The sequence below is a fragment of the Delftia tsuruhatensis NBRC 16741 genome, assembly GCF_001571325.1.
Taxonomy (GTDB): Bacteria; Pseudomonadota; Gammaproteobacteria; order Burkholderiales; family Burkholderiaceae_C; genus Comamonas; species Comamonas tsuruhatensis.
In genome coordinates this window covers 71,543-88,139 of sequence record NZ_BCTO01000049.1, presented here as the reverse complement: position 1 = coordinate 88,139, position 16,597 = coordinate 71,543, and the positions used below count along the sequence as shown (strand labels likewise).

At 67.0% G+C, this 16,597-nt stretch carries 14 protein-coding genes and 1 tRNA gene; 5 read left to right on the top strand and 10 right to left on the bottom strand.

The window, feature by feature from the left end:
• Nucleotides 1-334, bottom strand: a 334-nt coding sequence (locus tag DTS01S_RS22855) for a hypothetical protein (RefSeq protein WP_156493785.1), incomplete at its 3' end; no start/stop codon positions are given.
• Nucleotides 335-573: 239 nt separating this feature from the next.
• On the opposite strand from DTS01S_RS22855, the gene DTS01S_RS30660 reads away from it, so the two are divergent.
• A complete protein-coding gene (locus DTS01S_RS30660) occupies nt 574-888 on the top strand; it encodes a hypothetical protein (RefSeq protein WP_139223849.1) in 315 nt (104 codons plus the stop codon).
• Between the two features lie 376 nt (nt 889-1,264).
• The gene (locus DTS01S_RS22850; protein ID WP_017406391.1) at nt 1,265-1,576 is read left to right on the top strand and encodes a hypothetical protein; all 312 of its coding nucleotides are present in this window, start codon (nt 1,265-1,267) and stop codon (nt 1,574-1,576) included.
• Here the strand turns inward: DTS01S_RS22850 and DTS01S_RS22845 are convergent.
• From DTS01S_RS22845 to DTS01S_RS22810, 8 genes are all read right to left on the bottom strand, one after another.
• Nucleotides 1,562-1,649: transfer RNA gene (locus DTS01S_RS22845), tRNA-Ser, on the bottom strand. The two genes, DTS01S_RS22850 and DTS01S_RS22845, sit on opposite strands and share 15 nt — an antisense overlap.
• Nucleotides 1,650-1,763: 114 nt before the next feature.
• Nucleotides 1,764-4,061, bottom strand: a complete 2,298-nt coding sequence (locus tag DTS01S_RS22840) for an NADP-dependent malic enzyme (protein WP_012204029.1) — start codon at nt 4,059-4,061, stop codon at nt 1,764-1,766.
• A 185-nt stretch (nt 4,062-4,246) separates the two neighbouring features.
• Complete coding sequence (locus tag DTS01S_RS22835; protein WP_016449790.1) at nt 4,247-5,734, bottom strand: nucleobase:cation symporter-2 family protein; 1,488 nt, start codon at nt 5,732-5,734, stop codon at nt 4,247-4,249.
• 404 nt (nt 5,735-6,138) lie between these two features.
• Nucleotides 6,139-7,431: a M20 family metallopeptidase gene (locus DTS01S_RS22830; protein ID WP_061288962.1), complete on the bottom strand. Its 1,293-nt coding sequence runs from the start codon at nt 7,429-7,431 to the stop codon at nt 6,139-6,141.
• Nucleotides 7,428-9,203, bottom strand: a complete 1,776-nt coding sequence (uraD, locus tag DTS01S_RS22825; RefSeq protein WP_061288959.1) for a 2-oxo-4-hydroxy-4-carboxy-5-ureidoimidazoline decarboxylase — start codon at nt 9,201-9,203, stop codon at nt 7,428-7,430. The genes DTS01S_RS22830 and uraD overlap by 4 nt, the downstream gene beginning before the upstream one ends.
• 6 nt (nt 9,204-9,209) lie before the next feature.
• Nucleotides 9,210-10,166, bottom strand: a complete 957-nt coding sequence (gene puuE, locus DTS01S_RS22820) for an allantoinase PuuE (RefSeq protein ID WP_047217824.1) — start codon at nt 10,164-10,166, stop codon at nt 9,210-9,212.
• Entirely contained in the window at nt 10,163-10,840 is a 678-nt protein-coding gene (locus tag DTS01S_RS22815; RefSeq protein WP_012204034.1) for a GntR family transcriptional regulator, read from the bottom strand. The genes puuE and DTS01S_RS22815 overlap by 4 nt, the downstream gene beginning before the upstream one ends.
• 86 nt (nt 10,841-10,926) lie before the next feature.
• A complete protein-coding gene (locus DTS01S_RS22810; protein ID WP_016449787.1) occupies nt 10,927-11,850 on the bottom strand; it encodes a LysR family transcriptional regulator in 924 nt (307 codons plus the stop codon).
• Between the two features lie 124 nt (nt 11,851-11,974).
• Between DTS01S_RS22810 and DTS01S_RS22805 the strand changes: the two genes are divergently transcribed.
• The 3 genes from DTS01S_RS22805 to DTS01S_RS22795 all read left to right on the top strand — a co-directional run bounded on the left by DTS01S_RS22805 (nt 11,975) and on the right by DTS01S_RS22795 (nt 15,538).
• Nucleotides 11,975-13,081, top strand: a complete 1,107-nt coding sequence (locus DTS01S_RS22805; protein ID WP_061288956.1) for a tartrate dehydrogenase — start codon at nt 11,975-11,977, stop codon at nt 13,079-13,081.
• Nucleotides 13,082-13,133: 52 nt separating this feature from the next.
• Complete coding sequence (locus tag DTS01S_RS22800) at nt 13,134-14,111, top strand: tripartite tricarboxylate transporter substrate binding protein (RefSeq protein ID WP_061288953.1); 978 nt, start codon at nt 13,134-13,136, stop codon at nt 14,109-14,111.
• 104 nt (nt 14,112-14,215) lie between these two features.
• Nucleotides 14,216-15,538: a glycerate kinase type-2 family protein gene (locus tag DTS01S_RS22795; RefSeq protein ID WP_047325887.1), complete on the top strand. Its 1,323-nt coding sequence runs from the start codon at nt 14,216-14,218 to the stop codon at nt 15,536-15,538.
• Nucleotides 15,539-15,621: 83 nt separating this feature from the next.
• On the opposite strand, the gene DTS01S_RS22790 is transcribed toward DTS01S_RS22795, so the two are convergent.
• Nucleotides 15,622-16,539, bottom strand: a complete 918-nt coding sequence (locus tag DTS01S_RS22790) for a LysR family transcriptional regulator (protein ID WP_016449783.1) — start codon at nt 16,537-16,539, stop codon at nt 15,622-15,624.
• Nucleotides 16,540-16,597 lie beyond the last annotated feature (58 nt).

The following is a 16,597-nucleotide window of genomic DNA, read 5'->3' as shown; positions in this document are numbered from 1 at the left end:
AAACCGGCAGCAGCCCAGGCGCTGCGACAGCAGGTGCAGCACGGCCCACAGGAGCCAGCGACGGCACGGGCGTGAAGTCAACGATGGCGGGCATGATCTTGCGAGACTGGAAGTCAACGCGCATGCCGTAGACGGGGGCATACAGGCCCCGAGTGATCTTGCCGACAAGAGGGGCAGGCACGGGTGTGACGCCGACTTGCAGTTCGACGCCATCAGCATCGAGCGTGAGGCAATCGACCTCTTGAAATTCGTAGGGCTTGCCGTTCTTGCCGGTGCCCTTGCGGATTTCTTGCACGACCAGGACCTTGATGAATGCGGGCAGGGGTGTAGACATGGTGTTTCCTTGACAGACTGCGTAATGAAATCCCGCGCAGTTCGGGCTATGCGAGCAACAGCGCTCTACGCTTTCCCGCACGCGAGGAAGCGTGCAGGGCTGTCACGGTGCATGCCCCACGGATTGCGCCGGGACAGCTAACCCGGAACTGCCCGCGAGGGCTTGGCCGGGGGCATGCGTAAAGCAGGAAGAGTGAGCAGTCATGCAACACTCCCCATATGGGAATAAGGAGCAACGAAATGCTGCAGAGAATTGCACTGGCCGCACTCATATGCACCGGCACGGCCACCGACGCCGAAACCATCTACAAATGCGGAAACGCGTATAGCGACGAGCCATGCAAAGGAGCAACAGTCGTCGACGTGCTCCCGACAGAAGGAGCCCATAGCCTGAGCGGGAAAAAGCGCATGAGCAATGAAGCGATCAACCGAAGCGGCCAACGAGCCCTTGACGATCTCCGAGAAAAGGTCATAGGCATCCCAGCTGAAGAAAGCGCACGCAGACGAGAAGAACGACGCCACAAATCCATACCCCGGATCAAGGTAGAGCCTTGAACGGGTGCCCCCCACCTGGCCGACCGTGGCGGGAGCCGCCAGGCACGCGCCCTGGTCTTGCTGACCAGGCGGAGGACGTAAAGAAGATCTAGAAGGCATGCTGGCGGCTCCTGTTGCTGACGACACACCAGGCGCAAACCTTGAAACGTGGGCTCTTTCACATGCGCATGCGCATGACGCCAACGGCCTAAGCCGCCACCCCTGGGAACGCCTTGTTCAGACTTGGGGTGCAGTTCGCTTGCCTGGTCACACAAGGGCCGCTGCGCTGCTTCTGGCTGTAGCCCCCAGGGGGGCGCGTAGCAGGCTCATGTGCAAGAATTACCAAATTGGTACAGTAAGCAATTTGGTAACTGCATCATAGATTGGAGTAAGCAAAATGGCAACCCAAGAAGAAATAAATTTGCTGATCGACAAGGCTGCAGCCGTGGCTGGCAACCAAGTGAGGCTTGCGGAGCTACTTGGGATGCCCAAGAGCAACATCACTCAGATGAAGCAGGGGAAACGCCACGTCAACTGGCGTGTAAGAGGAAAGCTCCGTGCAATCTTGGGCGAGGACCCTGCACATGCTTTCATGGCATCCATGGTCGAGGATCTAGAGCAGTCAGAAAACGAGGACGAAAAAAAAGCCGCCGATGGCTTCAAAACCATGCTGGCGGCGTTTCCTGCTGTTGACTGGCGGAGACTGTGAGATTCGAACTCACGGACGGTTGCCCGTCGGCAGTTTTCAAGACTGCTGGTTTAAACCGCTCACCCAAGTCTCCGAAGCTCCGTATTCTAGCCGGGCTTGCGTGGGTCCCGAGGGATGCGTGCCGATGCACGACCCGCAATCAAAAAGGCGCCCCTTCGCAGGGGCGCCTTTCGGGGGGCGCAGCGGATCAGCCGCGGGCAGCGATGGCCTGGGCTGCGGCCAGGGCCGTCATGTTGACCACGCGGCGCACGGTGGCGGAGGGGGTCAGCACGTGGGCTGCTGCAGCGCCGCCCAGCAGGATGGGGCCGATGGTCGTGCCGTGGCCGCCCGTGGTCTTGAGCACGTTGAACAGGATGTTCGCGGCGTCGAGGTTGGGGCAGATCAGCACGTTGGCCTCGCCGTGCAGCGAGGACTCGAGCAGGGCGCGGTCGCGGATGGCTTCGGACAGGGCGGAGTCGCCGTGCATTTCGCCATCGCATTCCACGTCGGGGTTGGCGGCGGCGAACAGGTCGCGCGCGGCGCGCATCTTCAGCGCCGAGGGGCGGCTGGACGAGCCGTAGTTGCTGTGCGACAGGAAGGCCACCTTGGGCGGCAGGCCGAAGCGGGCCACTTCCTCGGCCGCCAGGCGGGCGATGTCGGCCAGCTCGGTGGCGTTGGGCGCCTCGTTGATGTAGGTGTCGGCGATGAACAGCGTGCCGCTGTCCAGCATCACGGCGTTGACGGTGGCGAACTCGCCAGCGCCTTGCTTGAGGCCGAGCACGTCGCGCACATGGGCCAGGTGGCTGTCGAACTTGCCGACCAGGCCGCAGAGCATGGCGTCGGCATCGCCCAGGTGGACCATGAGCGCGGCGATCAGCGTGTTGGAGCGGCGCACGGCGGCCTTGGCGGTCTCGGGCGTGACGCCGTTGCGGCCCATCAGGCGGTGGTAGGTTTCCCAGTACTGGCGGAAGCGCGGATCGTCCTCGGGGTTGCAGATCTCCACGTCCTTGCCCAGCACCAGGCGCAGGCCGGCCTTGGCGATGCGGGCCTCGATCACGGCGGGGCGGCCGATCAGGATGGGCTTGGCCAGGCCGTCATCGACGGCGACCTGGGCGGCGCGCAGCACGCGCTCGTCTTCGCCTTCGGCATAGGCCACGCGTTGCTGGTTGGCCTTGGCAGCGGCGAACACCGGACGCATGAACATGCTGGTCTGGTAGACGAAGCGGGTCAGGCTCTCGCGGTAGGCGTCGTAGTCGGCGATGGGGCGGGTGGCGACGCCGGACTCTTCGGCGGCCTTGGCCACGGCCGGCGCGATGCGCAGGATCAGGCGGGTGTCGAAGGGCGTGGGGATCAGGTAGTCGGGGCCGAACTTCAGCTCCTTGCCCTGGTAGGCGGCGGCGACTTCATCGCTGACGTCCTGCTTGGCCAGTGCGGCGATTTCGCGCACGCAGGCCAGCTTCATGGCTTCGGTGATCTTGGTGGCGCCGCAGTCCAGCGCGCCACGGAAGATGTAGGGGAAGCACAGGACGTTGTTGACCTGGTTGGGGTAGTCAGAACGGCCCGTGGCCATGATGCAGTCCGGGCGCACGGCCTTGGCCAGCTCAGGGCGGATCTCGGGTTCGGGGTTGGCCAGGGCCAGGATGATGGGCTTGTCGGCCATGGTCTTGACCATGTCGGCAGTGAGCACGCCGGGAGCCGAGCAGCCCAGGAAGACGTCGGCATCCTTGACGGCATCGGCCAGGGTGCGGGCGTCCGTCTTTTGCGCGTACTGGGCCTTGGAGGCGTCCAGGCCACCGGGGCGGCCTTCGTAGATCACGCCCTTGGAGTCGCACATGAAGACGTTTTCGCGCTTGACGCCCAGGCCCACCATCACGTTCACGCAGGCGATGGCAGCAGCGCCGGCACCGGAGACGGCGATCTTGACGTTGCCGATCTGCTTGTCCACCAGCTCCAGCCCGTTGAGCAGGGCGGCGCTGGAGATGATGGCCGTGCCGTGCTGGTCGTCATGGAACACGGGGATGTTCATGCGCTTGGACAGCTCCTGCTCGATGTAGAAGCACTCGGGCGCCTTGATGTCCTCGAGGTTGATGCCGCCCAGCGTGGGTTCGAGCGAGGCGATGATCTCGATCAGCTTGTCCGGATCGCGCTCGGCCAGTTCGATGTCGAACACGTCGACGCCGGCGAACTTCTTGAACAGACAGCCCTTGCCTTCCATCACCGGCTTGCCGGCCAGCGGGCCGATGTCACCCAGGCCCAGCACGGCCGTGCCGTTGGTGATGACGCCGACCAGGTTGCCGCGCGCCGTGTATTCGGCGGCCAGCGAGGGGTCGGCCTGGATGTCCAGGCAGGGGTAGGCCACGCCGGGCGAATAGGCCAGCGACAGGTCGCGCTGGTTGGACAAGGGCTTGGTGGGCGTGACGGAGATCTTGCCCTTGTTGGGGCTGCGATGGTATTCGCGGGCTGCGTCGCGCAGGGCTTGTTCGGCGTTGGACAGGTTTTGGGTCATACAGGAATTCTCTGCAAATGCTCTCGGAGCTTACCGGATAGCTACAGCCTATGAGGGTCAGGACAGTTTTGCCTCAGGGATTTCGACAACAAGCCCCCTGGCGCCTATGGACGGCAGGGGGCGCACGGCCCGGCGGGTAGGCCGGGCGGTTGTTGGGCGTGCCCGCCAGGGCGGGCACTGTTTCATCAGTGGGCGTCTGCCTGGCGTGCGGCCCGGACGGCAGCAGAGGTGTCGCTGCTGGCTCCGTTGAAGAAAATGTTCAATGCCACCGCGGTAATCGAGGCCAGCAGGATACCGGATTCGATCAACGGATGAATGCCGTGGGGCATCCATTGGCGGAAATTCGGCGCCACCAGCGGAATCATGCCCACGCCGATGGACACGGCGACGATCATGGCGTTGTTGCGGTTGGTCTGGAAATCCACGTTGCTCAGGATGCGGATGCCGGTGGAGGCCACCATGCCAAACATCACCAGGCCCGCGCCGCCCAGCACCACGGTGGGCAGGGACTCGACCAGGGCGCCCATCTTGGGCAGCACGCCCAGCACGATCAGGATCACGCCGCCGGCCACGCAGACCCAGCGGCTCTTGACGCCGGTGACGGCGACCAGGCCCACGTTCTGCGAGAAGCTGGTGTAGGGGAAGGTGTTGAAGATGCCGCCGATCAGCGTGCCCAGGCCGTCGGTGCGCAGGCCGCGGGTCAGCTCGTCCTGGCTGATCTTGCGATCGGTCATGTCGCCCAGGGCCAGGAACATGCCGGTGGACTCGATCATCACCACCACCATCACCAGGCTCATGGTCAGGATGAGGATGGGGTCGAACACCGGCGTGGCGATTTCGAAGGGCAGCACCATCGTGAACCATTCGGCCTTGGCGACCTTGCTGAAGTCCATCAGGCCCATGGCCACGGACAGCACGCCGCCGATCAGGATGCCCATGAGCACCGAGACGTTGGCCAGGAAGCCCTTGGCAAAGCGCGCGATCAGCAGGATGGACAACAGCACGATGGCCGAGATGCCCACGCCGGTCAGGTCGCCGTACTTGGGGTTGGGAATGGTGGGCACGACCGCGAATCCCTTGGGCACGGGCGGCAGCGAGGAGCCCGGCGCGCCGGCCGTGGCCTGGGCGTCGGCCAGCCATTTCAGGTGCTCGGGGTTGGGCACGCTGGGCGCGGTGGGGCCGACGGGGTTGCCGAAGATCCAGTTCACGCCCACGCGCATCAGGCTGATGCCGATGACGGCAATGATGGTGCCGGTCACCACGGGCGGGAAAAAGCGCAGCATGCGGCTGATCAGCGGGGCGATGAGGATGGACACGATCCCCGCCCCGATCACCGAGCCGAAGATCAGCCCCGCGCCCGCCGAGCCGCCCGTGGTCTGCGCCATGGACACCATGGGCGCCACGCTGGCGAAGGTCACGCCCATCATCACGGGCAGCTTGATGCCGAACCACTGGGTCGCGCCCATGGCCTGGATCAGCGTGATCAGGCCGCAGCAAAACAGGTCGGCCGAGATCAGGTGGGCCACCTGCTCGGGCGGCAGGTTGAGTGCGCGGCCGACGATCAGGGGCACGGCCACGGCGCCCGCATACATCACGAGAACGTGCTGCAGGCCCAGCGCCGTGAGCTTGCCTGCGGGCAGCATCTCATCGACGGGATGAACGGAAGATTGCATGGGGATTTGTCTCCTCGGGATTTATGGGAACGGACGCCGGCGTGACAGGGTTTGGCACCAACATCCATACAAAAAGTGTATACAGATCATGGGAAATTTCTGCTCCCGGTAAACCCTGTTGCGGCAGTCGCGCCAACCCGTTTTGGTGCGCATCGCCTGCCAGGGCGGGAGTGCCATGGTGCATTGCAAGATGGATGCCAGCCGCCAGGCAAGCGCCAGGCAAGCGCCAGGCACCGTGCTGGTGCCTGGCGGCCGCTGTGGTGCGGCTCGGGCGAGGTTCGGGCGCGGCTCGGGTGCACGGCATGGGCTGCGGAGGTGCACGCGCCCCGATGCGGTGCCCGGACGCAAAAAAGCCCGGCGGCGCCGGGCTTGGGGGTCAGGCCTTGATGCGGGCCGTCAGGCGGTCAGGCCGTCAGGTCGCACAGCATGCGCGCGATGACCTTGGTGGCGCGGCGCAGGTCCTCCAGCACCAGGCGCTCGTCGGCGCGCTTGGCATGGGACTCCAGCACGGTGCGCGGGCCGGCGCCGTAGATCACGCCGGGAATGCCGCGCTCCACGTACAGGCGCACGTCGGTGTACAGCGGCGTGCCCACGGCCGGGGGCTTTTCGCCGAAGACGGCTTCGCCATGGGCCTGGATGGCGTCCACCAGGGGCTTGTTGCCGGCCAGCGGCGTCATGGCATTGGCCAGCAGCAGGCGCTTGATGTCCACGCGCACGGCATCCTCGCCCGTGTAGCCGCCCTTGGCGTTGAAGTCGGCAATGGCCTGGGCAATGACGGCGCGGATGCTGGCCTCGACCTCGGCGGGGTTCTCCTCGGGGATCATGCGGCGGTCGATCTTGAGCACGACCTTGCCGGGCACCACGTTGGTGTTGGTGCCGCCTTCGATGCGGCCGATGTTCAGGTAGGGGTGCTTGATGCCCGGCACCTTGGAGGTCACCTGCTGGTACTTGGTGTTCTCGGCGTACAGCGCGTTCATCAGCGCCACGGCGGCCTGCAGCGCGTCCACGCCCGTGTGGGGCACGGCGGCGTGCGCCATCTTGCCCTGCACGGTCACTTCCATCTGCAGGCAGCCGTTGTGGGCGGTGACGACTTCGTAGCTGAAGCCGGCCGCGACCATCAGGTCGGGTTGGGTGAGGTTGTTGGCCAGCAGCCAGCCGGGGCCCAGGATGCCGCCGAATTCCTCGTCATAGGTGAAGTGCAGTTCCACCGCGCCCTTGGAGGGCTTGGCCACGGCTTCGAGCGCACGCACGGCGTAGGTGAAGGTGGCGAAGTCGCTCTTGCTCACGGCGGCGGCGCGGCCGTAGAGCTTGCCGTCCTCGATGGCGGCGCCATAGGGGTCCTGGGTCCAGCCTTCACCGGGCGGCACCACGTCGCCGTGGGCGTTCAGCGCGATGGTCAGGCCGCCGCCGGCGTCACCTGCGCTGCCGTAGGGGCGGCGCACGATCAGGTTGGTGATGGATTCCATGCCGTAGGCCTTGACCTCGGCCTCGGGCACGGTGTGCTTCTCGGCCTCGTAGCCCAGGGTCTTGAGCAGCTCGGCCGTGCGCTCGGCGTGGGGTGCGTTGTTGCCGGGCGGGGTGTCGGTCGGAACCTGGACCAGGGCCTGCAGGAATTGCACCTCTTCATCGAAATGCTGGTCGATCCAGGCGTCCAGGGCGGCGTAGGTGGCTTGCTTGTCTTGGTTCATGTTGGTCATTGCTGCTCTTGGGCCAGTTGGTTCAGTACGTGGGAGAAGGCATCGACGGACAGTTGCATGTCGTCGGCGGTGGAGCTTTCCAGCGGGTTGTGGCTGATGCCGGCGTTCAGGCCGCGTACGAACAGCATGGCCTGGGGCATGATTTCATGCAGCTTCATGGCGTCGTGGCCGGCGCCGCTGGGCATGCGGTACAGGGGCACGCCCAGGGCGTCCACGGCGGCTTCCCAGCGCTGCTGCCATTCGGGGGCGCTGGGAGCGGCGGCGGCCTTCATGGCCAGCTCGGTGCTGTAGCGCAGGCCACGGCGCTGGGCGATGGCCTCGATCTCGGCCAGGATGTCGGCCACCATGGCGTCGCGCTGCTCGTTGGTGGGCGCGCGCAGGTCCAGGCTGAACTGGCAGCGGCCGGGAACCACGTTGACCGAGCCGCTGGGCACATTGAGCTGGCCCATGGTGGCCACCGAGGTGCCGTCGCGCGCGGCGCGCTTTTCGATGTACAGCGCCAGCTCGGCCACGCCGCAGGCGGCATCGCGGCGGCGGTCCATGGGCGTGGTGCCGGCGTGGCTGGCCATGCCGATCATCTCGCAGATGTAGCGCGCGCTGCCGTTGATGGAGGTGACGATGCCCAGCGGGATGTCCAGCTCGTTGAGCACCGGGCCCTGTTCGATGTGCACCTCGATGAAGCCCAGGTAGCGGGCCGGATCGCGCTGCAGCTTCGGGATGTCGTCAATGCACAGGCCGGCATGCTGCATGGCCTCGCGCAGGGTGATGCCGTCGGCGTCCTTTTGCTCCAGCCATTCCTGCCTGAAGTCGCCGATCAGCGCGCCCGAGCCCAGGAAGGTGGCCTTGTAGCGCTGGCCCTCCTCTTCCGCAAAGCCCACGACCTCGATGTGGAACGGCAGGCGCCTGCCCTGGCGGTGCAGCTCGCGCACGCAGGCCATGGGCACGAAGATGCCCAGGCGGCCGTCGTACTTGCCGCCGTTGCGCACGGTGTCGTAGTGGCTGCCGGTCAGCAGGGTCTTGGCATCGTCGGTGGCCGCCTTGTAGCGGCCCACGACGTTGCCCACGGCGTCGATCTCTACCTCGTCGAAGCCGCAGTCGCGCATCCAGTGGCTGATGCGCTGGGCGCAGGCGCGGTGGGCGTCGGTGAGGTAGGTGACGGTGAGCTGGCCCTTTTCGGCATAGCCGGGGTCGCTGTGCTGGGCCAGCTTTTCCTGCCAGTCCCAGACATCGTTACCCAGCTCGGGCGTGTAGCCGAACTTGTCGTTCAGGCGGATCTCGGCAATGCGGTGGATGTTGCGCAGCGCCTCGCCCAGCTCGAAGTCGGGGTGGTTGTGCAGGCGGCGCTCGAAGGTCTCGATGATCTCGGCCTTGGCCAGGCCCGCGCCGCGCGGACCGCGCACGGCCAGGATGAAGGGAAAGCCGAAGCGCTTGCCGTACTCGGCGTTGAGCTTGCGGATGTGCTCCAGCTCCTCGGGCGTGCAGCGGGTCAGGCCGGCCTTGTTCTGCTCGTTGGTGGATTCGGCCGTGAGCGTGTTGGTCTCCATGGCCTTGCCGGCCAGCTCCGGGTGGGCGCGGATCAGGTCGAGCTTGGCCTGCACCGGCGCCTTGTCCAGCACCTGGGCCATGGCGTACTTGATCTGTGCCAGCGAGCGGAAGGGGCGCCGGGCCAGCGCGGCCTCGGCAATCCAGGGCGAGTGTTCGTACAGGCCGTCGAGCAGACCGGTGGCGGTGGCCAGGTCGGCGGCATTGAGTTGTTCCAGCGTCAGAGCCATGCTGCGTTATTCCTTGTCGGGATGGTGGTGCGCCCAGTGGCGCGCGAGGTCGATGCGGCGGCAGACCCAGACCTTGTCGTGCCGCTGGATGTGGTCCAGAAAGCGCTGCAGTGCCGTGATGCGGCCGGGGCGGCCCAGCAGGCGGCAGTGCATGCCAATGCTCATCATCTTGGGGGAGTCATCGCCGGCCGGATCGCCCTCGGCGTAGAGGGCGTCGAACGTGTCCTTCAGGTATTGGAAGAACGGGTCGGCGTGCGAGTAGCCCTGGGGCAGGGCGAAGCGCATGTCGTTGCAGTCCAGCGTGTAGGGCACGATGAGCTGGCTGCGGGTGCTGCCGTCGCTCTTGCCGACCTTCATCCAGAAGGGCAGGTCGTCGCCGTAGTAGTCGCTGTCATAGGCGAAGCGGCCGTCGTCGGCCACCAGGCGGTGGGTGTTGGGGCTGTCGCGGCCCGTGTACCAGCCCAGGCCGTGGTCGCCATCGTGGCCATACAGCTCGCCGAAGATCTCCATGCACTGGCGCATGTGCTCGCGCTCGACCTCGGCGGGAATGTTCTGGTAGTGGATCCACTTGAGGCCGTGGCAGGCCACTTCATGGCCCAGCTCGTCGAAGGCCTGGGCCAGCTCGCGGTGCTTTTGCAGGGCCGTGGCCACGCCGAACACGGTCAGCGGCAGGCCGCGCTTCTCGAACTCGCGCAGGATGCGCCAGACACCGGCGCGCGAGCCGTACTCGTAGATGCCTTCCATGCTCATGTGGCGCTCGGGGTAGGCGGCCGGATTGAACATTTCGGACAGGAACTGCTCGCTGGCGGCATCGCCATGCAGCACGCAGTTCTCGCCGCCCTCTTCGTAGTTGAGGACGAACTGCACGGCCACGCGGGCCTGGCCGGGCCAGCGGGCGTGGGGGGGCGTGCGACCGTAGCCGATCAGGTCGCGGGGATAGGGGGCAGTGGCGTCGTAGGTCATGCGGATACGGAGGAAAGGGCCATCGAAAGATCGCTGGTCGGCATGTCGCGGTCGAAGGTCAGGCCGGCTTCCACGTGGTCCAGGTGCTGCTGCATGAGCTGCACGGCATGGTCGGCGTCGCCGCCGGCCAGGGCCGTGACGATTTCGGCATGCTCGTCATGGGAATGCTCGGCGGCCGTGCTGGACTGGTACATCAGCGTGATCAGCGCGCAGCGCGAGATCAGCTCGCCCAGCAGCTGGGCCAGCACCTCGTTGCCCATGAGTTCGGCCATGCGCACGTGGAAGTCGCCCAGCAGCTCGGTGCGCTGGCCGACGTCGTTGCCGTCCATGGCCTTTTTCTCGGCCGCCACGTGCTGCCGCAGCGCGCGTATCTTGGCCGGCGTGCTCTGGGCGATGAAGGCGCGCACCATCTCGGCCTCGAGCATGCGGCGCACGGCGAAGACCTGGCGCGCCTCGTCCACCGAGGGCGTGGCCACGAAGGCCCCGCGCGCGGGTTCGAGCCGGATCAGGCGGTTTTGCGACAGCTGGAACAGCGCCTGGCGCACCAGGGTGCGCGAGACGCCGAAATGGTCTGCCAATTTCTGCTCGGCCAGCTTGGTGCCGGGCAGAAGACGGTGTTCGACGATGGCCCGGGTCAGGCTCTCGACAATGAAACTGGTGGTGGAAGTCTCCATCCGGCCATCATAGCGGCTGGCCACAAGAGTTGTATACAGTTTCTGTCTACTGCTTATTGGCGTTTCCCCGCATACGGCATCCCTTTTCAGAAACCGGGCGCGGCCGTATCGAAGTGCCGTGCCAGGTGCTCCACAAAGCGCTGCACGCGCTGGGTTGCCGCATGCCGCTGCGGATAGACCACATGGATGTCGGCCGGTGCCGTGGCATGGTCGGCCAGCACCTGCACCAGGCGGCCGCTGCGCAGGTAGCGGGCGATATCCCATTCGGCCCGCATGACGATGCCCAGGCCGGCCAGGGCCCAGCCCACGGCGATCTCGCCATCGTTGGTGCTCAGGCTGTCGCGCAGGCGGATGGCTTCGGTCTTGCGGCCGGGGCCGTTGTGGGTGAAGCGCCAGACGCCGTGGGCGTCGTCGCCCTGGCGGATGTCGATGCAGTCGTGCTGCATCAGCTCGCGCGGGGTGGCCGGCGTGCCGCGCCGCGCCAGGTAGGCGGCAGACGCGCACAGCAGCCGCCGGTTGGGCGCCAGGCGCCGCGCGATGACGCGCGCGTCCGGCGGCTCGCCAAAGCGTATGCACAGGTCGAAACTGTCATCGACCAGGGGCGGCGGCGAGGCCGACAGCTGCAGCTGCACCTGGATCTGCGGGTGCCTGCGCACGAAGCTGGCGATCAGCGGCGCGATATGGCTGCGCCCGAATCCCAGCGTGGCATTGATGCGCAGCAGGCCCTGCGGCTGCCCGGGCATGCCGGCCACGGCCTGCTCCATGGCGGCAATGTCGTCCAGGATGCGCCGCGCATGGGCCAGGTAGGTCTGGCCCTCATCGGTCAGGCCCAGGCGCCGCGTCGTGCGGCTGACCAGTTGCACGCCCAGCCGCGCCTCCATCTGGGACAGGCGCTTGCTGGCCGCCGGCGTGGTGATGCCCAGCTCGCGGGCCGTGGCCGACAGGCTGGCGCTGCGGGCCAGAAGGCAGAAGAAGGCCATCTCCGATGGCGCCGAGACGGGAGTGCTCATTGTTGAATCAAAGTGAACGATGCCATCACTCTAGAGGCGCGCGCGGCGTTGTTCCATCGATAGATTCACGGACAAGGCCATGGATCCGCATGGCGCTTCATCCACCGTAATCCAAGGAGCCCTCATGACAAAGACATACCGCATCGCCTGCATTCCCGGCGATGGCATCGGCAAGGAAGTGGTGCCCGCAGGGCAGGAGGTGCTGCAGGCGCTGGCCGAAACCCAGCCCGGCCTGGGCTTTGCCTTCACCAGTTTCGGCTGGGGCGGCGACTGGTACCGCGCGCACGGCGAGATGATGCCGGCCGACGGGCTGGACGCGCTGCGCGGCCAGGACGCCATCCTGTTCGGCTCGGCCGGCGACCCGCACATTCCCGACCATGTCACGCTGTGGGGCCTGCGCCTGAAGATCTGCCAGGGGTTCGATCAGTACGCCAATGTGCGGCCCACGCGCATCCTGCCCGGCATCGATGCGCCGCTCAAGCGCTGCGCGCGAGAGGACCTGGACTGGGTCATCGTGCGCGAGAACTCCGAAGGCGAATACGCGGGCGTGGGCGGCCGCGCCCACCAGGGCCATCCCATCGAGGTGGCCACCGACGTGAGCATGATGACCCGCGCGGGCGTGGAGCGCATCATGCGCTTCGCCTTCCGCCTGGCGCAGTCGCGGCCGCGCAAGCTGCTGACGGTGATCACCAAGTCCAACGCCCAGCGCCACGCCATGGTGATGTGGGACGAGATCGCGGTGCAGGTGGCCGCCGAGTTTCCCGACGTGCGCTGGGACAAGGAACTGGTGGACGCAGCCACGGCGCGCATGGTCAACCGCCCCGCCTCGCTGGACACCCTGGTTGCCACCAACCTGCATGCCGACATCCTCAGCGACCTGGCGGCCGCGCTGGCCGGCAGCCTGGGCATTGCGCCCACGGGCAACATCGATCCGGAGCGCCGCTACCCCAGCATGTTCGAGCCTATCCACGGATCGGCCTTCGACATCATGGGCCAGGGCCTGGCCAACCCCGTGGGTACCTTCTGGAGCTGCGTGATGCTGCTGGAGCACCTGGGCGAGCACCGCGCCGCGCAGCGCCTGATGCAGGCCGTGGAGCAGGTGACCGCCGATGCCGCGCTGCACACGCGCGACCTGGGCGGCAAGGCCACCACGCGGCAGGTCACCGACGCGGTCTGCGCACGGCTGCGCGCGCAGACCGCCGAGACCCAGGCCGAGCCCGTGCCTGCCTGAGCGCGCGCTGCATGGTCCGATAACCCACAAAAGAACAGACAGGAGACAAGCCATGAACCGCATCACCAGGGTTGCCGCAGCGTGCGCGCTGGCCGCCGCCATTCCTGCCACCATCCCAGCTGTCTGGGCCCAGGCCTGGCCGGCGCGCCCCGTCAACCTCATCGTGCCGTTTCCCGCAGGCGGCACCACCGATGTGCTGGCGCGTGCGCTGGGCCAGGAGCTGTCCAAGAGTCTGGGCCAGCCCGTGGTCGTGGAAAACCGCCCCGGCGCGGGCGCCACCCTGGGCGCCGACCATGTGGCCAAGGCGAAACCTGACGGCTACACCCTGCTCATGGGCGCCGTGCACCACACCATTGCCACCAGCGTCTACCGCAGGCTGGGCTATGACTTCCAGAAGGACCTGGCGCCCATCACCGTGGTGGCCGTGGTCCCCAATGTGCTGGTGGTCCATCCGCAGGTGCCCGCCAAAACCGTGCAGGAGCTGCTGGCCCAGGCCCGGGCCCAGCCCGGCAAGCTGGCCTATGGCTCCAATGGCGCGGGCACGGGCCAGCACCTGATTGGCGCGCAGTTTGAGTCCATGGGCGGCGTGCAGCTGCTGCACGTGCCCTACAAGGGCAGCGGGCCGCTGACCACGGACCTGCTGGGCGGGCAGATCGCCATGTCCTTCGATACCGTCACGCCTGTGCTGCCCCACATCAAGGCCGGCAAGCTGCGCGCGCTGGCCGTGACCACGGCCCGGCGCTCGGTGGCCCTCCCCGATGTGCCCACGCTGGACGAGGCCGGCCTAAAGGGCTTCGACATGGGCACCTGGTTCGGCGTGCTGGCACCGGCCACCACGCCCAGGGAGGTACTGGCGCGGCTGGGCGCGGACATGAACCGCATCATCGAGTCCCCGCAGTTCCGCCGGAAGATGGAGGAGATAGGCGCCGAGCCCATCGGCGGATCACCCGAGCAGATGGCGCGCCAGATCCGCGACGACACCGACCGCTTCGCCAGGCTGGTCAAGGACGCCAAGGTGGCCCTGGATTGAGTTGAGTTGGCACGAGGAACGAGGCCGGGCGAATCAGTTGTGACTTGACCGCATGCCACCGCCGGCGCAGGAAATTCCATAATGCCCGGCGGAGACAACACACCATGACCAGCACCACGGACCTGCACCTCACCGATCCCCAAGCCTTTCTGCTCGACCTCTACCGCGCTGCGGTCAAGGATGCGCAGCCCCTGTACAGCATGGCCCAATGCCTGCCAAAGCCTCCCAAGGGCCGCACCGTTGTGCTGGGCGCGGGCAAGGCCGGCGGCTCCATGGCCCAGGCGCTGGAGGCGCTGTGGCCAGCGGACGCGCCGCTGTCCGGCCTTGTGGTCACACGCTACGGCCACATCCCGCCGCGCCCCGAAGGGCTGGCGCAGCGCATCGAGGTGGTCGAGGCCGCCCACCCCGTGCCCGATGCGGCAGGCCTGGCCGCCGCCGAACGCATCCTCGCGCTGACCGAAGGGCTGACCGAGGACGACCTCGTGCTGTGCCTGATCTCGGGCGGCGGCTCGGCCCTGTTGACCCTGCCGGCCGAAGGCATCGACCTGGAGGAAAAGCAGCGCATCAACCGCGCCCTGCTGGAAAGCGGCGCCGCCATCGGCGAGATGAACTGCGTGCGCAAGCACCTGTCGCGCATCAAGGGCGGGCGCCTTGGCGCGGCCTGCGCGCCCGCGCGCGTGGTCACGCTGACCATCAGCGACGTGCCGGGCGACGACCCCTCCATCATCGCCAGCGGCCCCACCGTGCCCGATGCCAGTAGCTGCGCCGACGCGCTGGCCATCCTCGCGCGCTACCGCATCGACGTGCCTGAATCCGTGCGCCGCGCGCTGGAGGCGGGCGAGCTGGAAACCCCCAAGCCCGGCGACGCGCGCTTCGACGGCCACGAGGTCCACATGATCGCCACGCCCCAGCACTCGCTGGAGGCGGCCGCACGCGTGGCCGAGGCCGCAGGCCTGCGCGCCCATGTGCTGTCCGACGAGATCGAGGGCGAATCGCGCGAAGTCGCCAAGGTCCACGCCGCCCTGGCGCGCGCCGTGTCCCGCCACGGCCAGCCGTTTGCAAAGCCCTGCGTGATCCTGTCCGGCGGCGAAACCACGGTCACCATCCGGCAGCGCCCGGCCGGCACGCCCAAGGGGCGCGGCGGCCGCGCGGGCGAGTTCTGCATGGGCCTGGCCCAGGCCCTGCAGGGGCAGGACAAGGTCTGGGCGCTGGCGGCCGATACCGATGGCATCGATGGCGTGGAAGACAACGCGGGAGCGCGCGTGTCACCGGATACCCTGGCGCGGGCCCAGGCCCAGGGCATGCGGATTGCCGAGTACCTGGACCGCAATGATGCGTATGGGTTCTTTGATGCGCTGGGGGATCTGGTGGTGACCGGGCCCACGCATACCAACGTGAATGACTTCCGGGCGATTCTGGTTCTCTAGGTTTTTGTCCCTGCCGGGTGGTTGTTTTTCGAGGCCGGGACGTGCGCCCGGCCACTTGTTTCAGGCCCGCTTGCTTCAGGCGCTCACGCCCCGCGCGGCAGCGTCTCCCACCATTCGGCATCGAACCGCCCCTGCAGGAAGGCTATGAAGGACTGCACCTTCTGCGGCACCAGGCGCGGCGAGGGGTAGACGGCGTGGATTTCCTGCTCGGGCAGGCGGCAGGTCTTGAGCACTTCGACCACGCGGCCGGCCTGCAGCGAGTCGTGGGCCACGTAGCGGGGCAGGGCGGCGATGCCCATGTGCGAGCGTGAGGCCGCCAGCAGGGCCGAGAGGTTGTTGGAGCGCAGGCGGCCGGTGACGGGCACGGACACGGGCTCGCCGCTGGCGTTGCGCAGGCGCCAGAGGTCGTTGCCCTGCACGCTGCTGTAGATCAGCGTGGCGTGCTCCTTGAGGTCCGAGGGGCGGCGCGGCGTGCCGCGCTTGCGCAGGTAGGCGGGCGAGGCCACCAGTACCCAGGGGTTCACGCCCAGGGTGCGTGCGCCCAGGCTGGAGTCGGCCAGCTTGCCCAGGCGCAGGGCCACGTCGATGCCGTTGGCCACCAGGTCGGTGTAGCGGTCCTCGAAGCTCAGGTCGATCTGCACCTGGGGGTTGTGCGTCATGAACTCCAGCGCCAGCGGGATCAGCACGCGCCGGCCGAAGGCCACCGAGCTGCCGATGCGCAGCTGGCCCTGCACCTGGGTCTGTCGCACCTGCACCACCTTGTCCGCCTCGGCCACGTCGTTGACGATGGTCTTGCATTTCTCGTAGTACAGCGCGCCCGCTTCGGTCAGGCTCACGCCACGCGTGTTGCGGTTGAGCAGGCGCACCTTCAGGCGCGTCTCCATGGCCGCGACCTGCTTGGTCACCGTGGGCTGGGTGGTGGCGAACTCGTGCGCGACCTTGGTGAAGCTGCCGGTCTCCACCACGCGCACGAACATGTGCATGGCATCGAGTCTGTCCATGGTGCTGTCTCCTTTTTCATTGATAGTTATTCCTGCACGGAATAAATTTTATGGTCTG

What these genes read in the sequence shown, in the direction of transcription:
- uraD (WP_061288959.1), bottom strand. Translation starts at nt 9,203, where the DNA reads ATGGCTCTGACGCTGGAACAACTCAATGCCGCCGACCTGGCCACCGCC.
- DTS01S_RS22805 (WP_061288956.1), top strand. Translation starts at nt 11,975, where the DNA reads ATGACAAAGACATACCGCATCGCCTGCATTCCCGGCGATGGCATCGGC.
- DTS01S_RS22850 (WP_017406391.1), top strand. Translation starts at nt 1,265, where the DNA reads ATGGCAACCCAAGAAGAAATAAATTTGCTGATCGACAAGGCTGCAGCC.
- DTS01S_RS22815 (WP_012204034.1), bottom strand. Translation starts at nt 10,840, where the DNA reads ATGGAGACTTCCACCACCAGTTTCATTGTCGAGAGCCTGACCCGGGCC.
- DTS01S_RS22790 (WP_016449783.1), bottom strand. Translation starts at nt 16,539, where the DNA reads ATGGACAGACTCGATGCCATGCACATGTTCGTGCGCGTGGTGGAGACC.
- DTS01S_RS22800 (WP_061288953.1), top strand. Translation starts at nt 13,134, where the DNA reads ATGAACCGCATCACCAGGGTTGCCGCAGCGTGCGCGCTGGCCGCCGCC.
- DTS01S_RS22810 (WP_016449787.1), bottom strand. Translation starts at nt 11,850, where the DNA reads ATGAGCACTCCCGTCTCGGCGCCATCGGAGATGGCCTTCTTCTGCCTT.
- DTS01S_RS22835 (WP_016449790.1), bottom strand. Translation starts at nt 5,734, where the DNA reads ATGCAATCTTCCGTTCATCCCGTCGATGAGATGCTGCCCGCAGGCAAG.
- DTS01S_RS22840 (WP_012204029.1), bottom strand. Translation starts at nt 4,061, where the DNA reads ATGACCCAAAACCTGTCCAACGCCGAACAAGCCCTGCGCGACGCAGCC.
- DTS01S_RS22795 (WP_047325887.1), top strand. Translation starts at nt 14,216, where the DNA reads ATGACCAGCACCACGGACCTGCACCTCACCGATCCCCAAGCCTTTCTG.
- DTS01S_RS30660 (WP_139223849.1), top strand. Translation starts at nt 574, where the DNA reads ATGCTGCAGAGAATTGCACTGGCCGCACTCATATGCACCGGCACGGCC.
- puuE (WP_047217824.1), bottom strand. Translation starts at nt 10,166, where the DNA reads ATGACCTACGACGCCACTGCCCCCTATCCCCGCGACCTGATCGGCTAC.
- DTS01S_RS22830 (WP_061288962.1), bottom strand. Translation starts at nt 7,431, where the DNA reads ATGACCAACATGAACCAAGACAAGCAAGCCACCTACGCCGCCCTGGAC.